General features: G+C 68.7%; 31 protein-coding genes. 1 reads left to right on the top strand and 30 read right to left on the bottom strand.

The window, feature by feature from the left end:
• Positions 1-3: 3 nt before the first annotated feature.
• From EDF31_RS09500 to infA, 8 genes are all read right to left on the bottom strand, one after another.
• Positions 4-3,210 (bottom strand): BTAD domain-containing putative transcriptional regulator, encoded by a 3,207-nt coding sequence (locus EDF31_RS09500; protein ID WP_131845956.1) that lies wholly within the window; start codon positions 3,208-3,210, stop codon positions 4-6.
• A gap of 41 nt (positions 3,211-3,251) precedes the next feature.
• Positions 3,252-4,370, bottom strand: coding sequence for an aromatic acid exporter family protein (locus tag EDF31_RS09495; protein ID WP_165901381.1), 1,119 nt, complete (start codon positions 4,368-4,370; stop codon positions 3,252-3,254).
• A gap of 157 nt (positions 4,371-4,527) precedes the next feature.
• The gene (gene rplQ / locus EDF31_RS09490; RefSeq protein WP_131845954.1) at positions 4,528-5,097 is read right to left on the bottom strand and encodes a 50S ribosomal protein L17; all 570 of its coding nucleotides are present in this window, start codon (positions 5,095-5,097) and stop codon (positions 4,528-4,530) included.
• Between the two features lie 63 nt (positions 5,098-5,160).
• The gene (locus EDF31_RS09485) at positions 5,161-6,156 is read right to left on the bottom strand and encodes a DNA-directed RNA polymerase subunit alpha (RefSeq protein WP_071259847.1); all 996 of its coding nucleotides are present in this window, start codon (positions 6,154-6,156) and stop codon (positions 5,161-5,163) included.
• 190 nt (positions 6,157-6,346) lie between these two features.
• On the bottom strand, positions 6,347-6,745 hold the full coding sequence (gene rpsK / locus EDF31_RS09480) for a 30S ribosomal protein S11 (RefSeq protein WP_017885507.1): 399 nt from the start codon (positions 6,743-6,745) through the stop codon (positions 6,347-6,349).
• Between the two features lie 9 nt (positions 6,746-6,754).
• Positions 6,755-7,129, bottom strand: a complete 375-nt coding sequence (rpsM, locus tag EDF31_RS09475; protein ID WP_058728274.1) for a 30S ribosomal protein S13 — start codon at positions 7,127-7,129, stop codon at positions 6,755-6,757.
• Positions 7,130-7,315: 186 nt separating this feature from the next.
• Complete coding sequence (rpmJ, locus tag EDF31_RS09470) at positions 7,316-7,432, bottom strand: 50S ribosomal protein L36 (RefSeq protein ID WP_071276701.1); 117 nt, start codon at positions 7,430-7,432, stop codon at positions 7,316-7,318.
• A gap of 70 nt (positions 7,433-7,502) precedes the next feature.
• Complete coding sequence (gene infA / locus EDF31_RS09465) at positions 7,503-7,724, bottom strand: translation initiation factor IF-1 (RefSeq protein ID WP_017885509.1); 222 nt, start codon at positions 7,722-7,724, stop codon at positions 7,503-7,505.
• A 294-nt stretch (positions 7,725-8,018) separates the two neighbouring features.
• On the opposite strand from infA, the gene EDF31_RS09460 reads away from it, so the two are divergent.
• The gene (locus EDF31_RS09460; protein ID WP_165901022.1) at positions 8,019-9,305 is read left to right on the top strand and encodes an LCP family protein; all 1,287 of its coding nucleotides are present in this window, start codon (positions 8,019-8,021) and stop codon (positions 9,303-9,305) included.
• Positions 9,306-9,434: 129 nt separating this feature from the next.
• Here EDF31_RS09460 and map read toward each other — a convergent pair whose 3' ends face one another.
• The 22 genes from map to rplC all read right to left on the bottom strand — a co-directional run bounded on the left by map (position 9,435) and on the right by rplC (position 21,672).
• On the bottom strand, positions 9,435-10,268 hold the full coding sequence (gene map / locus EDF31_RS09455; protein WP_131845952.1) for a type I methionyl aminopeptidase: 834 nt from the start codon (positions 10,266-10,268) through the stop codon (positions 9,435-9,437).
• A 6-nt stretch (positions 10,269-10,274) separates the two neighbouring features.
• Positions 10,275-10,865: an adenylate kinase gene (locus EDF31_RS09450; protein WP_131845951.1), complete on the bottom strand. Its 591-nt coding sequence runs from the start codon at positions 10,863-10,865 to the stop codon at positions 10,275-10,277.
• Positions 10,862-12,184 (bottom strand): preprotein translocase subunit SecY, encoded by a 1,323-nt coding sequence (gene secY, locus EDF31_RS09445; protein WP_111083457.1) that lies wholly within the window; start codon positions 12,182-12,184, stop codon positions 10,862-10,864. The genes EDF31_RS09450 and secY overlap by 4 nt, the downstream gene beginning before the upstream one ends.
• Before the next feature lie 147 nt (positions 12,185-12,331).
• Positions 12,332-12,796, bottom strand: coding sequence for a 50S ribosomal protein L15 (rplO, locus tag EDF31_RS09440; protein ID WP_027466723.1), 465 nt, complete (start codon positions 12,794-12,796; stop codon positions 12,332-12,334).
• Positions 12,793-12,978 carry a 50S ribosomal protein L30 gene (rpmD, locus tag EDF31_RS09435; RefSeq protein ID WP_173168934.1) on the bottom strand — a complete coding sequence of 62 codons (186 nt, stop codon included), beginning with the start codon at positions 12,976-12,978 and terminating at the stop codon, positions 12,793-12,795. Before rpmD ends, rplO begins: the two co-directional genes overlap by 4 nt.
• Complete coding sequence (gene rpsE / locus EDF31_RS09430; protein WP_131845950.1) at positions 12,978-13,826, bottom strand: 30S ribosomal protein S5; 849 nt, start codon at positions 13,824-13,826, stop codon at positions 12,978-12,980. Before rpsE ends, rpmD begins: the two co-directional genes overlap by 1 nt.
• Positions 13,823-14,197, bottom strand: a complete 375-nt coding sequence (gene rplR, locus EDF31_RS09425) for a 50S ribosomal protein L18 (protein ID WP_031259041.1) — start codon at positions 14,195-14,197, stop codon at positions 13,823-13,825. The genes rpsE and rplR overlap by 4 nt, the downstream gene beginning before the upstream one ends.
• 2 nt (positions 14,198-14,199) lie before the next feature.
• Positions 14,200-14,736: a 50S ribosomal protein L6 gene (gene rplF, locus EDF31_RS09420; protein ID WP_131845949.1), complete on the bottom strand. Its 537-nt coding sequence runs from the start codon at positions 14,734-14,736 to the stop codon at positions 14,200-14,202.
• Positions 14,737-14,742: 6 nt separating this feature from the next.
• The gene (gene rpsH, locus EDF31_RS09415) at positions 14,743-15,141 is read right to left on the bottom strand and encodes a 30S ribosomal protein S8 (RefSeq protein ID WP_017885519.1); all 399 of its coding nucleotides are present in this window, start codon (positions 15,139-15,141) and stop codon (positions 14,743-14,745) included.
• Between the two features lie 153 nt (positions 15,142-15,294).
• Positions 15,295-15,888 (bottom strand): 50S ribosomal protein L5, encoded by a 594-nt coding sequence (rplE, locus tag EDF31_RS09410; protein WP_111083460.1) that lies wholly within the window; start codon positions 15,886-15,888, stop codon positions 15,295-15,297.
• Positions 15,888-16,247, bottom strand: a complete 360-nt coding sequence (gene rplX / locus EDF31_RS09405; protein WP_111083461.1) for a 50S ribosomal protein L24 — start codon at positions 16,245-16,247, stop codon at positions 15,888-15,890. Before rplX ends, rplE begins: the two co-directional genes overlap by 1 nt.
• Before the next feature lie 3 nt (positions 16,248-16,250).
• Positions 16,251-16,619, bottom strand: a complete 369-nt coding sequence (gene rplN, locus EDF31_RS09400) for a 50S ribosomal protein L14 (RefSeq protein WP_111083462.1) — start codon at positions 16,617-16,619, stop codon at positions 16,251-16,253.
• Between the two features lie 31 nt (positions 16,620-16,650).
• The gene (rpsQ, locus tag EDF31_RS09395) at positions 16,651-16,935 is read right to left on the bottom strand and encodes a 30S ribosomal protein S17 (protein ID WP_111083463.1); all 285 of its coding nucleotides are present in this window, start codon (positions 16,933-16,935) and stop codon (positions 16,651-16,653) included.
• On the bottom strand, positions 16,935-17,255 hold the full coding sequence (gene rpmC, locus EDF31_RS20500; RefSeq protein WP_111083464.1) for a 50S ribosomal protein L29: 321 nt from the start codon (positions 17,253-17,255) through the stop codon (positions 16,935-16,937). The genes rpsQ and rpmC overlap by 1 nt, the downstream gene beginning before the upstream one ends.
• A complete protein-coding gene (gene rplP / locus EDF31_RS09385) occupies positions 17,255-17,674 on the bottom strand; it encodes a 50S ribosomal protein L16 (RefSeq protein WP_111083465.1) in 420 nt (139 codons plus the stop codon). Before rplP ends, rpmC begins: the two co-directional genes overlap by 1 nt.
• Before the next feature lie 2 nt (positions 17,675-17,676).
• Entirely contained in the window at positions 17,677-18,489 is an 813-nt protein-coding gene (gene rpsC / locus EDF31_RS09380; RefSeq protein WP_017885527.1) for a 30S ribosomal protein S3, read from the bottom strand.
• The gene (gene rplV, locus EDF31_RS09375; protein ID WP_111083466.1) at positions 18,489-18,881 is read right to left on the bottom strand and encodes a 50S ribosomal protein L22; all 393 of its coding nucleotides are present in this window, start codon (positions 18,879-18,881) and stop codon (positions 18,489-18,491) included. The genes rpsC and rplV overlap by 1 nt, the downstream gene beginning before the upstream one ends.
• Positions 18,882-18,906: 25 nt before the next feature.
• Entirely contained in the window at positions 18,907-19,188 is a 282-nt protein-coding gene (gene rpsS / locus EDF31_RS09370) for a 30S ribosomal protein S19 (RefSeq protein WP_017885529.1), read from the bottom strand.
• An 11-nt stretch (positions 19,189-19,199) separates the two neighbouring features.
• Positions 19,200-20,039 carry a 50S ribosomal protein L2 gene (gene rplB / locus EDF31_RS09365; protein WP_111083467.1) on the bottom strand — a complete coding sequence of 280 codons (840 nt, stop codon included), beginning with the start codon at positions 20,037-20,039 and terminating at the stop codon, positions 19,200-19,202.
• A gap of 18 nt (positions 20,040-20,057) precedes the next feature.
• Positions 20,058-20,357 carry a 50S ribosomal protein L23 gene (gene rplW, locus EDF31_RS09360; RefSeq protein ID WP_111083468.1) on the bottom strand — a complete coding sequence of 100 codons (300 nt, stop codon included), beginning with the start codon at positions 20,355-20,357 and terminating at the stop codon, positions 20,058-20,060.
• A complete protein-coding gene (gene rplD / locus EDF31_RS09355; protein WP_111083469.1) occupies positions 20,354-21,013 on the bottom strand; it encodes a 50S ribosomal protein L4 in 660 nt (219 codons plus the stop codon). The genes rplW and rplD overlap by 4 nt, the downstream gene beginning before the upstream one ends.
• A gap of 2 nt (positions 21,014-21,015) precedes the next feature.
• Positions 21,016-21,672, bottom strand: a complete 657-nt coding sequence (rplC, locus tag EDF31_RS09350) for a 50S ribosomal protein L3 (RefSeq protein ID WP_027466731.1) — start codon at positions 21,670-21,672, stop codon at positions 21,016-21,018.
• Between the last annotated feature and the right edge of the window lie 2 nt (positions 21,673-21,674).

Below are 21,674 nucleotides of genomic sequence, written 5' to 3'. Positions count from 1 at the left end.
CGATCAGCGCACGCGGAACCGCAGCTCCTCGAGCAGGAGCCGCGCCTGCGAGACGGCCTCGGCCCGGTTCGATCCGGCCGAGGCCGTCTCGGCGTCCGCCAGCACCGCGTCGCCGAGGGCGTCGGACAGCACCGACCGCATCCGTGGGTGCGCGAGCACGCCGAAGTCCTGCCGCGAACCGAGTCGGGTCGCCAGCCCCCAGCAGCGAGCGGCGTGCTCCGGCTGTCCGTCACGGGCGGCGGCGAGCGCCAGGCCGAGCAGGGCGGTCCCGATCACGGGCAGGTCCAGCCACCACGGGTGGACGCGCAGCATCACGAGCGCACCGACGCGCAGGCGTCTCGCGACCGCCACGTCGTCGACCGGGAGGCCCGGGGCGGCCCCGCCGGACCGGCGCACCGCCGCCTCGTCCCGGGCCGCGAGCCGCGCCGACCCCGCCATGAGCGTCCAGTGCGGTGTCTGCTTCCGCAGGGGCAGCACGGAGTCCCAGGCGCGGGCGTACTCCGCCGCCGCCTCGTCGAGGGCTCCTTCCCAGCGCGAGCACTCCGCACCGATGGCCATCGCGAGCACGCCGATCTGCACCCGGTCCTCGTCGAACCCGCCGCGGGCCTCGACCGGCCGGTGCTGCAGGTCGTCGGCGACCTGCCGGGCACGCACGACGTCGCCGGTGCTCGCGGCGCAGAGCCCGACGGTCCAACCGATCTCGTACAGGTCGTCGTCGGCCCCGAACCGTTCGAGTTGCTCGCGGGCGACCTCGGCGGAGCGCAGGGCGTCGGCGTGCCGACCGGTCTGCGCCAGGAGCTGGGTCATGGTGACGGCGATCGACCCGGTGGTCCAGGCATCGTCGCTCGACCGTGAGAGCGTCTCGGCGCGGGTCGCGTACCGCAGGGCGACGGCGGACTCCCCGTCGTTCTCGGCGAGCGGCGCGCTGAGCATGTTCGCCAGGCAGGCGACCCCGGGCTCCGGGTCGTCGCGGTAGCGGGCGAGCAGGGCGTACCCGTCGGCCGGTCGCCCCAGGGTGAGGAGCAGCGCTGCCTGGGCGTCGAGCACCGCGAACCCGGTGGTGCCGTCGCGCATCACGCGGCGCAGGGTCGACACGGCGAGGGCTGCGGTGCGCTTGTCGCTGAACGCGGACGACCCGCCGGTGACGACCAGCCCGAGGACCGTCGCTGCGCGGTCCTCGGTCGCCGGTCCGGTACGGCGCAGGACCGGGACGACCTCGGGGCCGAGTGCGACGACCTCGCCGTGGGCCCCGCGCAGCGACCAGTAGCCGCCGAGGGCCGCGAACAGGTGCGCGACCGCCGCGGTGTCGTCGGCCGCCAGGCTCCAGCGGAGCAGCGTGACGAGGTTGTCGGATTCGCGGGCGACCTCGCGGAACCGCTCGAGCTGGGCGGAACCCGTGATCGTGAGGAGGTTGCGCTCGGCCGCGAACCCACGGCCCCAGCCGATCATGGCCGCACGGACGGCCTCGGTGGCGCCGCGGTTCCCCAGCCGGGCCGCACCGAACTCCCGCACCGTCTCGAGCAGCCGGTACCGCACGGGCTCGCCCTCGTGCTCGACGAGCTGCACGAGCGACTGCTCCACGAGCTCGGCGAGGTCGTCGAGCGCGTCGGCCCGGCGGTCCGGGGCGGCGACGGCCTCGACGGCGTCGACCGCGAGTCCGTCCGGGAAGAGCGCCAGCCGGGTCAACAGGTCCTGGGCCCCGTCGTCGAGCAGGCGCCAGCTCCACTCGATCACGGCGAGCAGGGTGCGGTGCCGCTCCGGGGCGCTCCGGTCGCCGCCGCGCAGCAGCGCGAACCGGTCGTCCAGCCGGCGCTCGATCTCGTCGGCGCTCATCCCCCGGATGCGTGCGGCCGCGAGCTCGATGGCCAGCGGTGACCCGTCGAGCCGCGTGCAGATCCGGCGCACCGCGTCCACCGGCAGCACGGCTCCGGGTCGTGCGGCCCGCGCCCGCTCGGTGAACAGCCGGACGGCTGCCCCGTCGGCCTCGACGGGCAGGGGCGCGAGGGGAGCCACGACCTCGCCGGCGATGGCGAGCGGCGCGCGTGACGTCGTCAGGATCCGCAGCTCGGGCACGGTCGCGAGCAGGTCCGCGGCGAAGGCGGCGACCTCGGCAACCAGGTGTTCGCAGTTGTCCAGGACGAGCACGGTCGGCCCGTCGGCGAGCGCCCGCACGACCCGGGTGCGCAGGTCGGCCGCGACGGCGTCCCGGAGCGACCTGGTGGAACGGAACTCGGCGATCCCGAGCAGCGCGCCGAGGGCCGGCACGATGTCGTCAGCCGTGGCGAGCGGCGCGAGCTCGAACACGACGACGCCCTGTGTCGGCGGCAGGCCGGCGGCGACCGCCTGCGCGAGGCGGGTCTTCCCCAGCCCACCCGCACCGAGGATCGTGACGAGCCGTCCGGCGGACAGCAGGTCCGAGACGGCGGCGAGGTCGGCCTCCCTCCCGACCAAGGTGTTCGGCGCAGCACGCAGGCCGACGCGGCGGACGCTGCCCGTGGCGGGGCCGGACCGACGCAGCAACTCGGCGTTGAGGCGGACCAGATCGGCCGAGGGGTCGGCGCCGAGTTCGTCGGCGAGCCGGTCACGGTGCGCTGCGAAGGCGGCGATGGCCTCGCTCGTGCGGCCGGCCGCGGCGAGGGCACGCATCGAACCGGCGACCGCGACCTCGTCGTAGGGGTTGGCGACGGCCTCTGCTGCCCAGAGTGCGGCGGCCTCGTCGGCGTCGCCCTCGTCGAGCAGTGCACCGCCGAGCGCGCGTCGGAGTGTCCGCCGGAGCGCTGCCGCACGGTCCGCGAGTGCTGCGCCCAGGTCGCCGTCGACGTCGGCGCCCGGTTCACCACGCCAGAGGTCGAGGGCGGCACGGACCGCTGCCGGCTCCGCCTCGCCCACCGCACGCTCGGCGCGGGCGAGGTCGACGTCCTCGGGGTCGCCGCCCAACGCGTACCCGGTGCTCGTCGACACCACGAGGCCGTCCGCCACGCTCCGGCGCAGTCGGGACACGAGTGTCTGCAGCGCTGCACGGGCACCCCGCGGCTGCACGTCCGGCCAGAGGTCGTCGATCAGGGAATCGGTGGTCAGGGCGTGGCCGCGCGCGAGCACCAGCGCGGTCAGGAACGCCCGAGCGAGCGCCCCGGGCACCGGCGACTGCCGGCCGTCCGCACCCGTCACCGTGACCGGTCCGAGGACGTTGATTCGGGGCGGGACGGTCACGGTGCGAGTCTACGGAGCGCCGGTGTCACGGGGTCCTCGCGTCAGCCGCGCGGACGGTGGAACGCCGACGGACCCGTGCGGGTGTCGAGGTTGTCCGTCGCACGGCGCTCGGACTCCACGATGCCGCGGAGCGCCACGAGCGCGGACGCCGTCACCGCGACGTGCGACGGGTTCTCGTGCGAGGCGTCGAGCGCCTGCTCGAGTCGCTCGATCGCCTTGTCGCCGTCGTCCTCGGGGGACTCCCCGCGGATCACGCCGGCGAGCTGACGGATCGCCTCGAAGAGCGGTTCGGTGAACGCGGGGTCGGGACGGCCGAGGTTCCCCGACACCGGGCCCGACCGAGCGACGAGTTCGGTGAGGTCGGTCGTGTACCAGGCGACCCGTTCGAGCGCCCGGAAGCGCGCCCCGTCCTGCTGGAGCCGGGCCCGTGACCCGCGGAGCGCTCCGCGGGGGTTGATCTTCCGGCTCTCGTGGGCGACGGACACCCGCGCGCGCACGTCGGCGATCGCACGGTCGAGCTTGTCCTGCTGCCGGTTCCAGGCGTCCTCGTCGCGCTTGCCGCTCTCCAGCACGTGTGCGAGCCCCTCGAGGTGATCGGCCAACACGGCGTTCACCTCGTCGATCCGGCGTTCGGCGTCCCAGAAGTGCAGCGGCGGGAACACCAGGAAGTTCACGAGCAGGCCGACGACCACGCCGACACCCATCTGCACCAGGTACCCGAACGAGTAGCCCTCGGCGTTCGCCCCGCCGACGAGCAGCACGAACAACGCCGCCGTCGAGACCCAGGTGCTGCCCTCGCCGAGCACCCGGAACCCGCCGACGAGTACGCCGATGCCGACCGCCAGGGCCACGGCGAGGATCCCCGGGTCGCCCACGATCATCGTGAAGCCCGCGACGGCGATGCCGAGCAGGATGCCGACGAGCGTCTGGATGCCGTTGCGCAGCCCCGCGTAGACCGTCGTCTGCATCGCGACGATCGCCCCGAGCGGTGCGTAGTACGGGTAGTCGGACGCGACCCCGGGCACGTGCCTGGCGATGAACCAGGCCAGTGCCGCGGCGCCTGCGGCCTTGGCTGCGTGCAGCAGTCGCGGCTGCGTGCCGGACGTGCGGCTCCACCGCCACGCGCGGCGACCGACGCCCGCGATGTGTTGGAACTCCATGTGGTGACTCTCCCTGTCGGGCGGACACGCTACGGGGCGCCCACTGGGAAGGCGACGGTCCTGCGTTCTCCGGACGTCGGGGTGCATGCGTACCGCTCCCGAACGCGACGAAGCCCCCGCGACCTGGGTCGCGGGGGCTTCGTGGTGACGCGGGGTACTACTTGGTGTCGTCGCTCTTCTCAGCGGCGTCGGCCTCGACCTCGGCAGCAGCCTCGGTCTCGGTCTCCGACTCGACCGGCGCGGACTCCTCGGTGGTCTCGGTCTCCTCGACCGGGGCCTCCTCGGTGGTCTCGTCGGCAGCCGGCTCCTCGACCGGAGCGGCGGCGGCCGGAGCCGCGGTGCGCTTCACCGGGGCGGGCGTGCCCGACACCGGCTCGAGGACGAGCTCGATCGACGCCAGCGGGGCGTTGTCGCCCTTGCGGAAGCCGAGCTTCGTGATGCGGGTGTAACCGCCCTGACGGTCCTCGACCTGCGGGGCGATCTCCGTGAACAGCGTGTGCACGACGGACTTGTCGCGCAGGGTCGCGATGACCCGACGACGAGCGTGCAGGTCGCCGCGCTTCGCGAACGTGATGAGCCGCTCGGCGACCGGACGGAGGCGCTTGGCCTTCGTCTCGGTGGTCGTGATGCGGCCGTGCGTGAAGAGGGCGTTGGCGAGGTTGCTCAGGAGCAGGCGCTCGTGAGCGGGACCGCCACCGAGGCGGGGGCCCTTGGTGGGCTTCGGCATGTCAGTTCTCCAGTGGTGAAAGTGGTGCGCGCGGTGTCAGCGCGCTTGCGCGTGAGCGCGAGATCAGTTGTTGGACTCGTCCTCGTCGTACCCGCTGTAGAAGTGGGCACCGTCGAATCCGGGGACGGTGTCCTTGAGGGACAGGCCGAGCTCGGTGAGCTTGTCCTTGACCTCGTCCACCGACTTCTGACCGAAGTTGCGGATGTTCATGAGCTGCGTCTCCGACAGGGCGACGAGCTCGGACACCGTGTTGATGCCCTCGCGCTTCAGGCAGTTGTAGCTGCGGACCGACAGGTCGAGGTCCTCGATCGGCGTCTGCAGCTCGTTCGACAGGACAGCGTCGACCGGCGCGGGGCCGATCTCGATGCCCTCTGCGGCCGTGTTGAGCTCGCGAGCGAGCCCGAACAGCTCGACCAGCGTGCGACCGGCCGACGCGATGGCGTCGCGCGGCGTGATCGCCGGCTTCGACTCGACGTCGACGACCAGGCGGTCGAAGTCCGTGCGCTCACCGGCACGCGTCGCCTCGACGCGGTAGGTGACCTTGAGGACCGGCGAGTAGATCGAGTCGATCGGGATCTGACCGGCCTCGGAGAACTCGGAACGGTTCTGCGTGGCCGAGACGTAGCCGCGGCCGCGCTCGATCGTGAGCTCGAGCTCGAACCGCGCGGTGTCGTTCAGGGTCGCGATGACGAGTTCCGGGTTGTGGATCTCGACGCCGGCCGGAGCGGAGATGTCCGCTGCGGTGACCTGACCGGCACCCTGCTTGCGCAGGTACGCGGTGATCGGCTCGTCGTGCTCGCTGGAGACGACGAGGCTCTTGATGTTGAGGATGATCTCGGTGACGTCTTCCTTCACACCGGGAACGGTGCTGAATTCGTGGAGGACACCGTCGATGCGGATGCTGGTGACAGCCGCGCCGGGGATCGAGGAGAGGAGCGTGCGGCGCAGCGAGTTGCCGAGGGTGTAACCGAAGCCCGGCTCGAGCGGCTCGATGACGAAGCGCGAGCGGTGCTCGGAGATCGACTCCTCGGTCAGGGTGGGGCGCTGTGCAATGAGCACTGTGGGATTCCTTTCGGCGAAGTGTCCGCTATATGACACTTGGCGGTACGACGGGGCCGCGTGGGCCCCGACGGGTCTGTTGAGTTGTGATCACGCGCACCGATGTGCGCGATCGAACGACCAGGAATGGCCGCGGGCCCTGCCCGACCCCGTCAGGGGACGAGCAGGGCGCGGCCGGTTGCTCCTCGCGTCAGACGCGACGACGCTTCGGCGGGCGGCAACCGTTGTGCGCCTGCGGAGTGACGTCGTTGATCGAACCGACCTCGAGGCCAGCGGCCTGGAGCGAACGGATCGCGGTCTCGCGGCCCGAACCCGGACCCTTCACGAAGACGTCGACCTTCTTGACGCCGTGCTCCTGCGCCTGACGCGCAGCGGACTCGGCGGCGAGCTGCGCCGCGAACGGCGTCGACTTGCGCGAACCCTTGAAGCCCACGGCACCCGAGGACGCCCAGCTGAGGACGGCACCCGACGGGTCGGTGATGCTGACGATCGTGTTGTTGAACGTGCTCTTGATGTGGGCCTGGCCCACTGCGACGTTCTTCTTCTCCTTGCGGCGCGGCTTGCGCGCGGCAGTCTTGGGGGTAGCCATCGGGGTCTCCTATCGAGCCTTCTTCTTGCCTGCCACGGTGCGCTTCGGTCCCTTGCGGGTACGCGCGTTGGTCTTGGTGCGCTGACCGCGCACCGGGAGACCACGACGGTGGCGAAGACCCTCGTAGCTACCGATCTCGACCTTGCGACGGATGTCGGCTGCCACCTCGCGGCGGAGGTCACCCTCCACCTTGAAGTTGCCCTCGATGAAGTCACGGAGGGCGACGAGCTGGTCGTCGGTCAGGTCCTTGACGCGGATGTCACCGGAGATACCGGTCTCGGCGAGTGCCTGGACCGCGCGGGTACGGCCGACGCCGTAGATGTACGTGAGTGCGATCTCCACGCGCTTCTCGCGCGGGATGTCGACGCCTGCTAGACGTGCCATGTGATGGCTGCTCCTGTTGTCGATGGAGGTGTGGAGCAGTACCGGTGCCCGGGCCTCCGACCCGAGGTGTCCCCCGATCGTCGTGCGACCGGGTTCTGGTACTGCGTTGTCGATCTTCAGTTGTGGGTCGTGCTCGAGCAGCCTGCTGTCCGAGGGACAGCGTCGGCGCCGGTCACGCGCCGGGGACTAGCCCTGGCGCTGCTTGTGACGCGGGTTGCTCTTGCAGATCACCATGACGCGGCCCTTGCGGCGAATCACTCGGCAGTGCTCGCACATGGGCTTGACGCTGGGGTTGACCTTCATTGTTCTTTCCTCGTGCTCGCTGGCTTCGTGCGCGGCAGGATTGCCGAGCCGTTCCTTTCCAGCTCGCGGATCACTTGTAGCGGTAGACGATCCGGCCGCGGGTCAGGTCGTACGGGCTCAGCTCCACGATCACGCGGTCCTCGGGGAGGATGCGGATGTAGTGCTGGCGCATCTTCCCGGAGATGTGCGCGAGGACCTTGTGTCCGTTCGTCAGCTCAACGCGGAACATCGCGTTGGGCAGAGCTTCGAGCACCGAGCCTTCGATCTCGATGACGCCGTCTTTCTTGGCCATAGCCTCACTGTCGCTTGGTTGTGGAACAGGTGTGATCCCCGAACCGGTCTGCGGGTCGGTCGCCACACCCGAGAGGGCATGACACACCAAAGATCGATCTTATGTGGTAAACCCGCAATTGCCAAGTGCAGGCGCGGCACGCCCCCTCACCTGGGGCTTCCGCTGGCACACCTGAGTGTTCCACAGTGGTTTGACGGCGTGCTCCGGGCCGGAGCTTGTGCCCGGACCGTAGCGTTGCTCCGCAGCCACGTCCGCCGCCCACGTACCCTGCGCGGACCACCGAACGGAGACCACGTGCCCGACGCCACACGACGCCCCTTCGCCGCACACGGCAAGCAGGCCCGCCGTCGCGGCTGGACCACGCTCGTGACCGTCGTGGCCTCGGCGCTGGCCGTCGTGCTCGTGAGCGGGACGAGCGTCGCCGCCATCGCCGGCGCCCAGCTGGCGACCGCACCGCAGACCGTGCAGCTCAGCACCGACGACCAGAGCACCGCGAAGACCGCCGACATCACGGCGATCAAGGGCGGGGCGAACATCCTGCTCATCGGCAGCGACACCCGCGTCGGACAGTTCGACTCCGACGAGGACGTCGAGGGCGCCCGCAACGACGTCACCATGCTCATCCACATCTCCGAGGACCACCAGCAGCTCACCGCGGTCAGCTTCCCCCGCGATCTGATGGTCCCGATCCCGGCCTGCACCAACCCCGCGAGCGGGACGACCTACCCGGCCTCGACCTCCGCCATGTTCAACACGGCGCTCGGCAACGGTGGCGTCTCGTGCGTCGTCGACACCGTCGAGAACCTCACCGGCCTGAGCATCCCCTACGCCGGGCTCATCACCTTCGACGGCGTGATCGAGATGTCGAACGCCCTGGGCGGCGTCGACGTCTGCGTCGCGGAGCCCATCGACGACACCTTCACCGGTCTGCACCTCACCGCCGGCTCGCACAACCTCGAGGGCTCCGACGCCCTCGCGTTCCTGCGCACCCGCCACGGCGTCGGCGACGGCAGCGACCTGGCCCGGATCAGCTCGCAGCAGGTGTTCCTGTCGGCGCTGCTCCGCAAGGTCACCTCCGACGGCACCCTGTCGAACCCCATCACGCTCTACAAGCTCGCCGGCGCGGCCCTGTCGAACATGACGCTGTCCGACGGCCTGGCCCAGACCCGCACCCTCGTCGGCCTTGCCTCCGCACTGCGCGGCATGAGCACCGCCAACATGCTCTTCGTGCAGTACCCCGTCGCCGACGACCCCGACGACAGCGCGCGGGTGATCGTCGACCAGGAGACCGCCCACACGCTCAACGTGGCGCTGCAGAACGACGTGAAGTCCTCGCTGAGCGACTCGAGCACCGGGCGCGCGTCCGAGGAGTCGCCGACAGCCGGGGGCACCGCGACGACCGCGCCGTCGACCGGCACCACGCCGTCCGACACGGCGTCGGCGCCCGCGTCGAGCGGCGCATCGTCGGGAACGTCGTCCGCACCGAGCTCGTCGGCCACGAGCACGGCGACGTCGACCCCGCTGCCCTCGTCGATCACCGGACAGAGCGCCTCCGAGCAGACCTGCTCCGTCGGCAACTGACCGCCGGACAGGGCGGACAGCGCGACGCCCTCCGGGCACTGGGCAGACGCGTCTGCGCAGGGCGGGCGACGAGGCGGGGACGACCCGCGCCTCCTGGCCGTCACGACCGAGGCAGCCTGGAGGCCCGTCCTACGGGATCGGGACGGGCGTCACGCCCAGCGGGGCCAGGCCCGCAGCGCCGCCGTCGGCGGCCGTCAGGACCCACACGCCGTCGGCGTGCACCGCGACACTGTGTTCCCAGTGCGCGGCGTCCTTGCCGTCCATCGTGCGGACGGTCCAGTCGTCGTCGTCCGTCGAGCTGTCGATCGTGCCCGCGGTGACCATCGGCTCGATGGCCACCACCAGGCCGGGCTTCACCGCCGGACCGGCACCGCGGACGCGGTAGTTGAAGACCGGCGGGTCCTCGTGCATGGAGCGACCGATGCCGTGCCCCGTGTAGTCCTCGACGATGCCCCAGGCGCCGGTCTCGTCGATCGCGTCCTCGACCGCGGAACCGACCTCGTGCAGGTTCTTCGCGTGGGCGAGCGCCGCGATGCCGTGCCAGAGCGAGCGCTCCGTGGTGTCGCAGAGCGTCTGGCGTGCTGCGGACACCTCGGCGTCACCACCGGGGACGACCGTGGTGAACGCGCTGTCGCCGTTCCAGCCGTCGACCTCGGCACCGGCGTCCACCGACACGATGTCACCGAGAGCGAGCACGCGGTCACCGGGGATGCCGTGCACGATCTCGTCGTTCACGGACACGCACAGCGTGTGCCGGTAGCCCGGCACGAGCTGGAAGTTCGGGATCCCGCCGCCGTCGCGGATCGTCCGCTCGGCGATCGCGTCGAGCTCACCCGTCGTGATGCCGGGACGGATCGCCGCACGCACGGCGTCGAGCGCCTCGGCGGTCAGCAGCCCGGGGCGCACCATGGCGCGGAGCTCGTCCGGCGTCTTGTAGATCGAGGGCTTGCGGAAGCGGACCACGCCGGGTCAGACGCCCGCGGTCAGCCCGCGAGCCGACAGCGCGGCCTGGATGCGGTCGCCGACCTCGTCGATCGCGCCGAGGCCGTCGACGTCGAGGACGAGACCACGGTCGCCGTAGGCACCGACGATCGGGGCGGTCTGCTCGGTGTAGACCTGCTGGCGACGACGGATCGTCTCCTCGTTGTCGTCACTGCGGCCCTGCTGCTCGGCACGCTTGAGCAACCGGCCGACGAGCTCGTCCTGGTCGGCGACGAGCTGCACGACCGCGTCGATCCCGGTGCCCTGCTCGGCGAGCAGCGCGTCGAGGTACTCGACCTGCCCGACCGTGCGGGGGTACCCGTCGAGCAGGAACCCCTCGGCTGCGTCGGCCTCGTTCAGGCGCGACTTCACGAGCTCGTTCGTCAAGGAGTCCGGCACGTACTCGCCGGCGTCCATGATCGCCTTGGCCTGCACACCGAGCGGCGTGCCCTCTGCGACGTTCTTGCGGAAGATGTCGCCCGTCGAGACCGCCGGGATCCCGAAGGACTCGGCGATCCGCCCGGCCTGGGTGCCCTTCCCCGCTCCGGGGGGTCCGACGATGATGAGACGTGCGCTCAACGGAGAAGCCCTTCGTAGTGACGCTGCTGCAGCTGCGAGTCGATCTGCTTCACGGTCTCGAGACCGACACCCACGATGATCAGGATGCTCGCGCCACCGAACGGGAAGTTCTGGTTCGCGCCGAACAGCGCCAGTGCTGCCAGCGGGATGAGCGCGATGAAACCGAGGTAGAGCGAGCCGGGCAGCGTCACCCGGGTGAGGACGTAGTCGAGGTACTCGGCGGTCGGACGACCGGCACGGATGCCGGGGATGAACCCGCCGTACTTCTTCATGTTGTCGGCGACCTCTTCGGGGTTGAAGGTGATCGCCACGTAGAAGTACGTGAACCCGACGATGAGCAGGAAGTACAGCACCATGTAGAACAGGTTGTCGCCGGAGACGAGGTTGTTCTCGATCCAGGTGACCCACGCCGCGGGCTCGGAGCCGTCCGAGGGCTTGTTGAACTGCGCGACCAGGGCCGGCAGGTACAGCAGCGACGACGCGAAGATGACGGGCACGACGCCGGCCATGTTCACCTTGATCGGGATGTACGTGTTGTTGCCGCCGTACGTGCGTCGGCCGACCATGCGCTTGGCGTACTGGACCGGGATCCGCCGCTGCGACTGCTCGACGAACACGACGGCCATCATGATGACCAGTCCGACCAGGATGACGAACAGGAAGAGCTCGAACGACTGCGACTGCTCGATGGCCCACAGCGCCGACGGGAACTGCGCCGCGATCGACGTGAAGATGAGGAGCGACATGCCGTTGCCGATGCCGCGCTCGGTGACGAGCTCGCCCATCCACATGATGAGGCCGGTACCGGCGGTCAGCGTGACGACCATGAGCATGATCGCGTACCAGCTGTCGTTCGAGATGATCGACGAGCAGGAGGACGACGCGTTCGTGCCGAAGAGGGCACCCGAGCGGGCGACCGTGATCAGGGTGGTGGACTGCAGCACGCCCAGCGCGATCGTGAGGTAGCGCGTGTACTGCGTCAGCTTCGCCTGACCGGACTGGCCCTCCTTGTAGAGGGAATCGAAGTGCGGGATGACCACGCGCAGGAGCTGCACGATGATCGACGACGTGATGTACGGCATGATGCCGAGCGCGAAGACCGAGAGCTTCAGCAGCGCGCCGCCGGAGAACAGGTTGATCAGGTCGTAGAGACCGCCGGACGACGAGGCGCTGGCGAGACAGCTCTGCACGGCCGCGTAGTCGACGAACGGTGCCGGGATGTACGACCCGAGGCGGAACAGCGCGATGATCGCGAGGGTGAAGCCGATCTTCTTGCGAAGATCAGGGGTGCGCATGATGCGCGCGACCGCTCTGAACACGAGGACTCCGAACTTCTGGGACCGGGGCCGTCGATCGCGGCCGTTCCGGTGTCGGTCGGCAGGGCCGACCAGGCTGGCGGATGCCGGCCACTGTCAAGGAAACCGTAACGGCGGCCCGTGCGCAAACGCACGGGCCGCCGACGGGGGTTACTGGGAGACGGTGCCGCCAGCAGCCACGATCTTCTCGGCGGCGGACGCCGAGACCTTGTCGACCGTGACCGTGATCTTCACGGTGATGTCACCCTGACCGAGAACCTTGACCTTCTCGTTCTTGCGGACGGCGCCCTTGGCGACCAGGCCCGCAACGGTGACGTCGCCACCATCGGGGTAGAGCTCCGAGATCTTGTCCAGGTTCACGACCTGGTACTCGACCCGGAACGGGTTCTTGAACCCGCGGAGCTTCGGGGTGCGCATGTGCAGCGGCATCTGCCCACCCTCGAAGCCGACCCGGACCTGGTAACGGGCCTTCGTGCCCTTGGTACCACGCCCAGCGGTCTTGCCCTTCGAGCCCTCACCGCGACCCACACGGGTGCGGTCCTTCTTGGCGCCCTCTGCGGGGCGGAGGTGGTGCAGCTTCAGCACCTGCACGCGCTCGTTCTTCTCGTCGCTCATGCGTCGACCTCCTCGACCTTCACGAGGTGCGCCACCGTTGCGATGTACCCGCGGTTCTGGGCGTTGTCCTCACGCTCGACCGTACGGCCGATGCGCTTGAGACCCAGGCTGCGGAGCGTGTCGCGCTGGTACTGCTTCTCGCTGATAACGGACTTGATCTGCGTGATCTTCAGCGTCGCCATCACGCACCTGCCTTCTCGGTCGCGGCACGCAGTGCTGCAGCCTCGGCCTGGAGCAGACGAGCCGGGACGACCCGCTCGACGTCGAGGCCACGACGGCTCGCGACGGCGCGGGGCTCCTCGAGCTGCTTCAGAGCCTCGACGGTCGCGTGCACGATGTTGATGGTGTTCGACGAACCGAGCGACTTGCTCAGGACGTCGTGGATGCCGGCGCACTCGAGCACGGCGCGGACGGGACCACCGGCGATGACACCGGTACCCGGGCCGGCCGGACGCAGGAGGACGACGCCAGCAGCGGCTTCACCCTGCACGGGGTGCGGGATGGTGTTGCCGACGCGGGGGACGCGGAAGAAGTTCTTCTTCGCCTCTTCGACACCCTTGGAGATCGCAGTGGGGACCTCCTTGGCCTTGCCGTAGCCGACGCCCACGAGGCCGTTGCCGTCACCCACGACGACGAGCGCCGTGAAGCTGAAGCGACGACCACCCTTGACGACCTTCGACACGCGGTTGATGGTCACCACGCGCTCGAGGAACTGGCTATCACCACCGCGGTTGTTGCGGTCGCGGCCCTGCTGACGGTCACGACCGCCACCACGACGGCCACGGTTGTCAGCCGAGTCGCGGTTGTTCGATGCGGAACCGGCAGCGGTCTCGACGGGACGCTCGGCGACGGCAGGTGCCTCCGCCTCCTTGCCCTTCGCGGCGGTGTCGGTGCCCTCAGCGGCTGCGTCGGTGCCCTCAGCAGTTGCCTCGGTGCCCTCAGCGGTCGCTTCGGTGGCCTCGGGGGCCTCCGTGCTCGCCTCGGTGGTCTCGGTCTTGGCGTCTTCGTTGGTGTTCGCGTTGTCGCTCACAGGTTCAGCCCTCCTTCACGGGCACCATCGGCGATCGCGGCGACGCGACCGGCGTACTTGCTGCCACCGCGGTCGAAGACCACGGCCTCGACGCCAGCCGACTTCGCGCGCTCGGCGAGGAGCTCACCGACGCGACGGGCCTTGGCGGTCTTGTCGCCGTCGAACGAGCGGAGGTCTGCCTCCATCGTCGAGGCGCTTGCGAGGGTGTGACCCTTCGCGTCGTCGATGACCTGCACGAACACGTGACGCGACGAGCGGGTGACGGCGAGACGGGGACGAGCCTCGGTGCCGGTGATCTTCTTGCGGAGACGGTTGTGACGACGCGCCTTGGCGGCCGCCTTGCTCTTGCCTCGTGTCTTGAGGAGTCCCATGATCACTTACCTGACTTTCCGGCCTTGCGGCGCACGTTCTCGCCGGCGTAACGGACACCCTTGCCCTTGTACGGCTCGGGCTTCCGGAGCTTCCGGATGTTCGCCGCCACTTCGCCGACTGCCTGCTTGTCGATGCCGGCGACCGTGACCTTGTTGTTGCCCTCGACCGCGAAGCTGATGCCCGCGGGCGGCTCGACCGTGATCGAGTGGGAGTACCCGAGCGCGAACTCGAGGTTCGAGCCCTTCGCCTGCACGCGGTAACCGGTGCCGACGACCTCGAGGCCCTTGGTGTAGCCCTGGGTCACGCCGATGATGTTGTTGGCGATGAGGGTACGGGTCAGGCCGTGGAGCGAACGCGACTCGCGCTCGTCGTCCGGACGGGTGACGAGAACCTGGTTCTCCTCGACCTTGGCCTGGATGGGCTCCGCGACGACGAGCGCGAGCTCGCCCTTCGGGCCCTTGACCGCCACGCTCTGACCGTCAACGGAGACGGTCACGCCGGCGGGGATGTCGATGGGAAGACGTCCGATTCGTGACATTGTCGATCACCACACGTAGGCGAGGACTTCCCCACCCACGCCCTTCTGCTCGGCTTCGCGGTCGGTCAGCAGGCCGGACGAGGTCGAGAGGATCGCCACGCCGAGGCCACCGAGGACCTGGGGGATCTCCGTCGACTTCGCGTAGACCCGGAGGCCCGGCTTCGACACGCGCTTGATGCCGGCGATCGAACGCTCGCGCTCGGGGCCGTACTTCAGGTCGATGGTGAGGGTCTGCCCGACTCGGGCGTCCTCCACCTTCCACTCGCTGATGTAGCCCTCACGCTTGAGGATGTCGGCGATGTTCTTCTTGAGCTTGGAGCTCGGGAGCGCGACGGCGTCGTGGTGCGCGGAGTTCGCGTTCCGCAATCTGGTCAGCATGTCTGCGACCGGATCGGTCATCGTCATGATGTTCGTCCATTTCTCGCCTGGTTTCGACACCCGTTCCACGAATGCCGACCTGAGCGATCGAGTGATCCCGGGGCGGTTCCCCAGGATCGGTGTGTTCGTGCGTGCGGGCCGGAGGACGTGAATCCTCCGGCCCGCACCGCCCGAAGTAGTTTAGACCGTCTGCTCGTTGGAGCGGAACGGGAAGCCGAGCTGACGGAGCAGCGCGCGTCCCTCGTCGTCCGTCTTCGCGGTGGTGACGACAGTGATGTCGAAGCCGCGGACACGGTCGATGCGGTCCTGGTCGATCTCGTGGAACACGGACTGCTCCGAGAGACCGAACGTGTAGTTGCCGTTCCCGTCGAACTGCTTGTCGCTGAGACCGCGGAAGTCGCGGATGCGGGGCAGTGCGAGGGAGATCAGGCGGTCGAGGAACTCCCAGGCGCGGTCACCGCGGAGGGTGACGTGCGCACCGATCGCCTGACCCTCGCGCAGCTTGAACTGCGCGATGGACTTGCGAGCGATGTTGACCTGGGGCTTCTGACCCGTGATCGCCGTGAGGTCCTTGATGGCCCCTTCGATGATCTTCGAGTCGCGAGCGGCCTCGCCGACACCGGTGTTCACGACGACCTTGACCAGGCCGGGGACCTGGTTGACGTTCGCGTAGCCGAACTGCTCGGTGAGCGTGGCCTTGATCTCGTCCTTGTACTTCTGCTTGAGGCGCGGCTGGGCCTTGGGGGCCTCAGTCGTTGCAGTCGTGTCAGTCATCAGAGCGTTTCACCTGACTTCTTGGCGTAGCGGACACGGACGGTCTTCTTGACCCCGCCCTTCTCCACCTCTTCGGTACGGAAGCCGACGCGGGTCGGCTTCTTCGTCTTCGGGTCGACGAGGGCGACGTTGGACACGTGGATCGAGGCTTCGTGCTTCTCGATGCCACCCGTCTTCGAGCCGCGCTGCGTCTGGCCGACGCGGACGTGCTTCGTGACGAAATTCACGCCCTCGACGACGACGCGCTGCTTGTCCTTGAGGACCTCGATGACCTTGCCCTGCTTGCCACGGTCGCCGCCACGCTCCTGCGTCGCGCCCGTGATGACCTGGACGAGGTCACCCTTCTTGATGTTCGCCATGGCTTACAGCACCTCCGGCGCGAGCGAGATGATCTTCATGAACTTCTTGTCACGGAGCTCGCGACCGACCGGACCGAAGATGCGCGTGCCGCGCGGGTCGCCGTCGGCCTTGAGGATCACTGCCGCGTTCTCGTCGAACTTGATGTAGGAGCCGTCCTGACGACGGGTCTCCTTCTTGGTGCGAACGATGACCGCCTTCACGACGTCACCCTTCTTCACGTTGCCGCCGGGGATGGCGTCCTTCACCGTGGCGACGATGACGTCACCGAGACCGGCGTAGCGACGACCCGAACCACCGAGCACGCGGATGGTCAAGATCTCCTTGGCACCCGTGTTGTCGGCGATCTTCAGGCGGGATTCCTGCTGAATCACTGCTGTCTCCTATTCCGAAGCAGGCCGAGGCCTACTTGGCCTTCTCGAGGATCTCGACCAGGCGCCAGCGCTTGGAAGCGCTGAGGGGACGGGTCTCGCTGATCACGACGAGGTCGCCGACACCAGCGGTGCCGAGCTCGTCGTGGGCCTTCACCTTGGACGTGCGACGGATGATCTTGCCGTAGAGCGCGTGCTTCACGCGGTCCTCGACCTCGACCACGATGGTCTTGTCCATCTTGTCGCTGGTCACGTAGCCGCGACGCGTCTTGCGGTAGCCGCGAGTGAGGGCGGCGGAGGTCTTCTCTTCGTTCGCCATTACTTCTCCTCGGCGGTCTCGGCCTCGGTCGACTCAGCCGGCTTGTCAGCCTTCTTCGTCGTCTTCTTGGCCTTGGTGGCGGTCTCGACGGGCGCGGGAGTGGCACGGATGCCGAGCTCGCGCTCGCGGAGGACGGTGTAGATGCGAGCGATGTCGCGCTTGACGGCACGGAGACGACCGTGGCTCTCCAGCTGGCCGGTGGCCGACTGGAAGCGGAGGTTGAAGAGTTCCTCCTTGGCCTTCTTCAGCTCGTCAGCGAGACGCTCGTTCTCGAACGTGTCGAGCTCCGTCGGACGGAGCTCCTTGGAACCGATCGCCATTATGCGTCGCCCTCCTCGCGCTTGATGATGCGTGCCTTGAGGGGCAGCTTGTGGATTGCACGGGTCAGCGCCTCACGGGCGATGTCCTCGGTGACGCCGGAGAGCTCGAAGAGCACACGACCCGGCTTGACGTTGGCGACCCACCACTCGGGCGAGCCCTTACCGGAACCCATGCGGGTCTCAGCCGGCTTCTTCGTGAGCGGACGGTCCGGGTAGATGTTGATCCAGACCTTGCCGCCACGCTTGATGTGACGCGTCATGGCGATACGAGCGGACTCGATCTGACGGTTGGTCACGTACGCCGGGGTGAGGGCCTGGATGCCGTAGTCGCCGAAGCTGACCTTGGTACCACCGGTTGCCTGACCCGAACGCTTCGGGTGGTGCTGCTTACGGTGCTTGACTCGACGGGGAATAAGCATGGTTACGCCTCAACTCCTGCGCCGGCCGGCGCGTCCTGCGGGGCCTGCTGCGGGCGGCGGTCACCGCGGTCGCCGCCACGACGGTCGCCGCCACGGTCGCCACGCTCACCGCGCGGGCCGCCACGACGCTCGGGGCGCGACGAACGCTGGTTCGCCTGCTCGCGAGCGAGCTCCTTGTTCGTGATGTCGCCCTTGTAGATCCAGACCTTCACGCCGATGCGGCCGAACGTGGTCCGGGCCTCGTAGAAGCCGTAGTCGATGTTCGCGCGGAGGGTGTGCAGCGGCACACGGCCTTCGCGGTAGAACTCCGAACGGGACATCTCGGCGCCGCCGAGACGGCCCGACACCTGGATGCGGACACCCTTGGCGCCGGCGCGCTGTGCACCCTGCAGGCCCTTGCGCATGGCGCGACGGAACGCGACACGAGCGGAGAGCTGCTCGGCGATGCCCTGCGCGACGAGCTGGGCCTCGGTCTCGGGGTTCTTGACCTCGAGGATGTTCAGCTGGATCTGCTTCTTGGTGAGCTTCTCGAGCTCACCGCGAACGCGCTCCGCCTCGGCGCCGCGGCGGCCGATGACGATGCCCGGACGCGCCGTGTGGATGTCCACGCGGACACGGTCACGGGTTCGCTCGAGCTCGATGCGAGCAACACCGGCGCGGTCGAGGGTCTTCTTCAGGTACTCGCGCACCTTGATGTCCTCGGCCACGTAGTCGGCGTAGCGCTGACCGGCCTTCTTGCTGTCGGTGAACCAGTGCGAGACGTGGTCCGTCGTGATCCCGAGACGGAAGCCGTACGGGTTGACCTTCTGGCCCATTAGTTGCTCGCCTTCTTGCTCGTCGCGGCAGCCTCGGCCTCTTCCGGCGTCGCGAGGACGACCGTGATGTGGCTGGTGCGCTTGTTGATGCGGAAGGCCCGGCCCTGGGCGCGCGGCTGGAACCGCTTCAGGGTCGTTCCCTCGTCGACGAAGACGCGGCTCACGTAGAGGTCGCGCTCGTCGAGGAAGCTGTTCGTCGAGTCAGCCTTCACCCGGGCGTTCGCGATCGCCGAGGCGACCAGCTTGTACACGGGCTCCGAAGCGCCCTGGGGGGCGAACTTCAGGATGGCGAGCGCCTCGTGGGCCTGCTTGCCGCGGATCAGCTCGATGACGCGACGGGCCTTCTGAGGCGTGACGCGGATGTGTCGCACGCGTGCGATCGACTCCACCATTTCGTTCCTCCTCTGCGTCCCCGCGTTAGCGGCGACGGCCCTTCTTGTCGTCCTTCACGTGACCACGGAAGGTGCGGGTCGGCGCGAACTCGCCGAGCTTGTGACCGACCATCGACTCGGTGACGAACACCGGGATGTGCTTGCGGCCGTCGTGCACCGCGATGGTGTGACCGAGCATGTTCGGGACGATCATCGACCGCCGCGACCACGTACGGATCACGTTCTTGGTGTTGGCCTCGTTCTGCGTGACGACCTTGCGGAGCAGGTGCTCGTCGACGAAGGGGCCCTTCTTCAGACTGCGTGGCATCTTCTGAACTCCTACTTGCGCTTCTTGCCGGCGTTACGGCGACGGACGATGAGCTTGTCGCTCGGCTTGTTCGGCTTGCGCGTGCGACCCTCGGCCTGGCCCCAGGGGCTGACCGGGTGACGACCACCGGAGGTCTTGCCCTCGCCACCACCGTGGGGGTGGTCGACCGGGTTCATCGCGACACCACGCACGGTCGGGCGGACGCCCTTCCAGCGCATGCGGCCGGCCTTGCCCCAGTTGATGTTCGACTGCTCGGCGTTGCCGACCTCGCCGATCGTGGCGCGGCAGCGTGCGTCGACGTTGCGGACCTCGCCCGACGGCAGACGGAGCTGCGCGTAGGGGCCGTCCTTGGCGACGAGACGCACCGAGGCGCCGGCCGAGCGGGCCATCTTCGCGCCGCCACCGGGGCGGAGCTCGATGGCGTGCACGACGGTACCCACCGGGATGTTGCGCAGCGGCAGGTTGTTGCCGGGCTTGATGTCGGCGCCGGGGCCCTGCTCGATGACGTCGCCCTGCTTGAGCTTGTTCGGCGCGATGATGTACCGCTTCGTGCCGTCCACGTAGTGCAGGAGCGCGATGCGCGCAGTGCGGTTGGGGTCGTACTCGATGTGAGCGACCTTGGCGTCCACGCCGTCCTTGTCGGAGCGACGGAAGTCGATCACGCGGTACTGGCGCTTGTGGCCACCACCGATGTGACGCGTGGTGATGCGGCCGGAGCTGTTGCGACCACCGGTCTTCGGCAGCGGACGAAGCAGGGACTTCTCCGGAGTCGAACGGGTGATCTCAGCGAAGTCGGCGACCGACGAGCCGCGACGACCGGGGGTCGTCGGCTTGTAGTTACGAATAGCCATGATTTATCCCTCTGGTCCTCAGCCGACAGCCGTGAAGATGTCGATCGAACCGGACTTGAGCGTCACGATGGCGCGCTTGGTGTCCTTGCGCTTGCCGAGACCGAACTTGGTGCGACGGGTCTTGCCCGGGCGGTTCAGCGTGTTGATGCTCGCGACCTTGACTTCGAAGATCTTCTCGATGGCGAGCTTGATCTCGGTCTTGTTCGAACGGGGGTCCACGATGAACGTGTACTTGCCCTGGTCGATGAGCGCGTAGCTCTTCTCCGAGACGACCGGCGAGATGATGACGTCGCGCGGGTCCTTGTTGAAGCCGCTCATGCGGTGATCTCCTTCGCGGTCTTCGACGCGATGAAGGCGTCGAGGGCGCTCTTGCTGAAGACGACGGCGTCCGACTTGAGGACGTCGTAGGCGTTCAGCTGGCCGTACGAGAGCGCGTGGACGTTCGGCAGGTTGCGGATCGACTTGAGCGTCAGCTCGTCGTTCGACTCGAGCACGATCAGCACGTGCTTGACGGGCGCGACCTTCTCGAGGAGCGTGCGAGCGACCTTGGTCGACGGCACGTCGGCCTCGACGAAGCCGTCGACAGCCGAGATGCGGCCACCGCGGGCGCGGTCCGAGAGCGAGCCGAGCAGCGCTGCGGCGATCATCTTCTTGGGGGTGCGCTGCGAGTAGTCGCGGGGGGTCGGTCCGTGGACGACGCCACCACCGGTGTGCTCGGGAGCACGGACGGAACCCTGACGGGCGCGGCCGGTGCCCTTCTGCTTGAACGGCTTGCGACCGGCACCGCGGACTTCGCCGCGGTTCTTGGTCTTGTGGGTGCCCTGACGCGCGGCTGCGAGCTGCGCGGTGACGACCTGGTGGATCAGCGGGACGTTGGTCTCGACGTCGAAGAGAGCTGCGGGCAGCTCGACGGTGCCGGACTTGACACCCGATGCGTCGAGGACGTCGATCGTGGTTGCGGTCGTGGTGGCCATGATCACTTACCCTTCACGGCGGTGCGGACGAAGACGGAGCGGCCACGAGCACCGGGGACGGCGCCCTTGACGAGCAGCAGACCCTTCTCGGCGTCGACGGCGTGCACCGTGAGGTTGAGGACGGTCACGCGGTCGCCACCCATACGACCGGCCATGCGCATGCCCTTGAAGACACGCGACGGGGTCGAGGAAGCACCGATCGAGCCGGGCTTGCGGTGGTTGCGGTGTGCACCGTGCGAGGCGCCGACGCCGTGGAAGCCGTGGCGCTTCATGACACCGGCGAAGCCCTTGCCCTTGGAGGTACCGACGACGTCGACCTTCTGGCCCGCCGTGAACGTGCCGTCCACGGTGAGCTCCTGGCCGAGCGTGTACTCAGCGGAGTCGTTGGTCCGGATCTCGGTGAGGGTGCGACGCGGGGTCACGCCAGCGGCCTCGAAGTGGCCAGCGGCCGGCTTGTTGACCTTGCGCGGGTCGATGGCACCGGCGGCGATCTGGATCGCCTCGTAGCCGTCGCGCTCAGCGTTGCGGATCTGGGTGACCACGTTCGGGCCGACCTCGATCACGGTGACGGGGATGAACTTGTTGTTCTCGTCCCACACCTGGGTCATCCCGAGCTTCTTGCCGAGGAGGCCCTTGACGGTCTTGGTTGAGTTCGCCATTG

This window comes from Curtobacterium sp. PhB142 (assembly GCF_004341255.1).
In the GTDB taxonomy this organism is placed as follows: domain Bacteria; phylum Actinomycetota; class Actinomycetes; order Actinomycetales; family Microbacteriaceae; genus Curtobacterium.
Note: the sequence above shows the minus strand (reverse complement) of the source record. Positions and strands in the feature narration are given on the sequence as shown.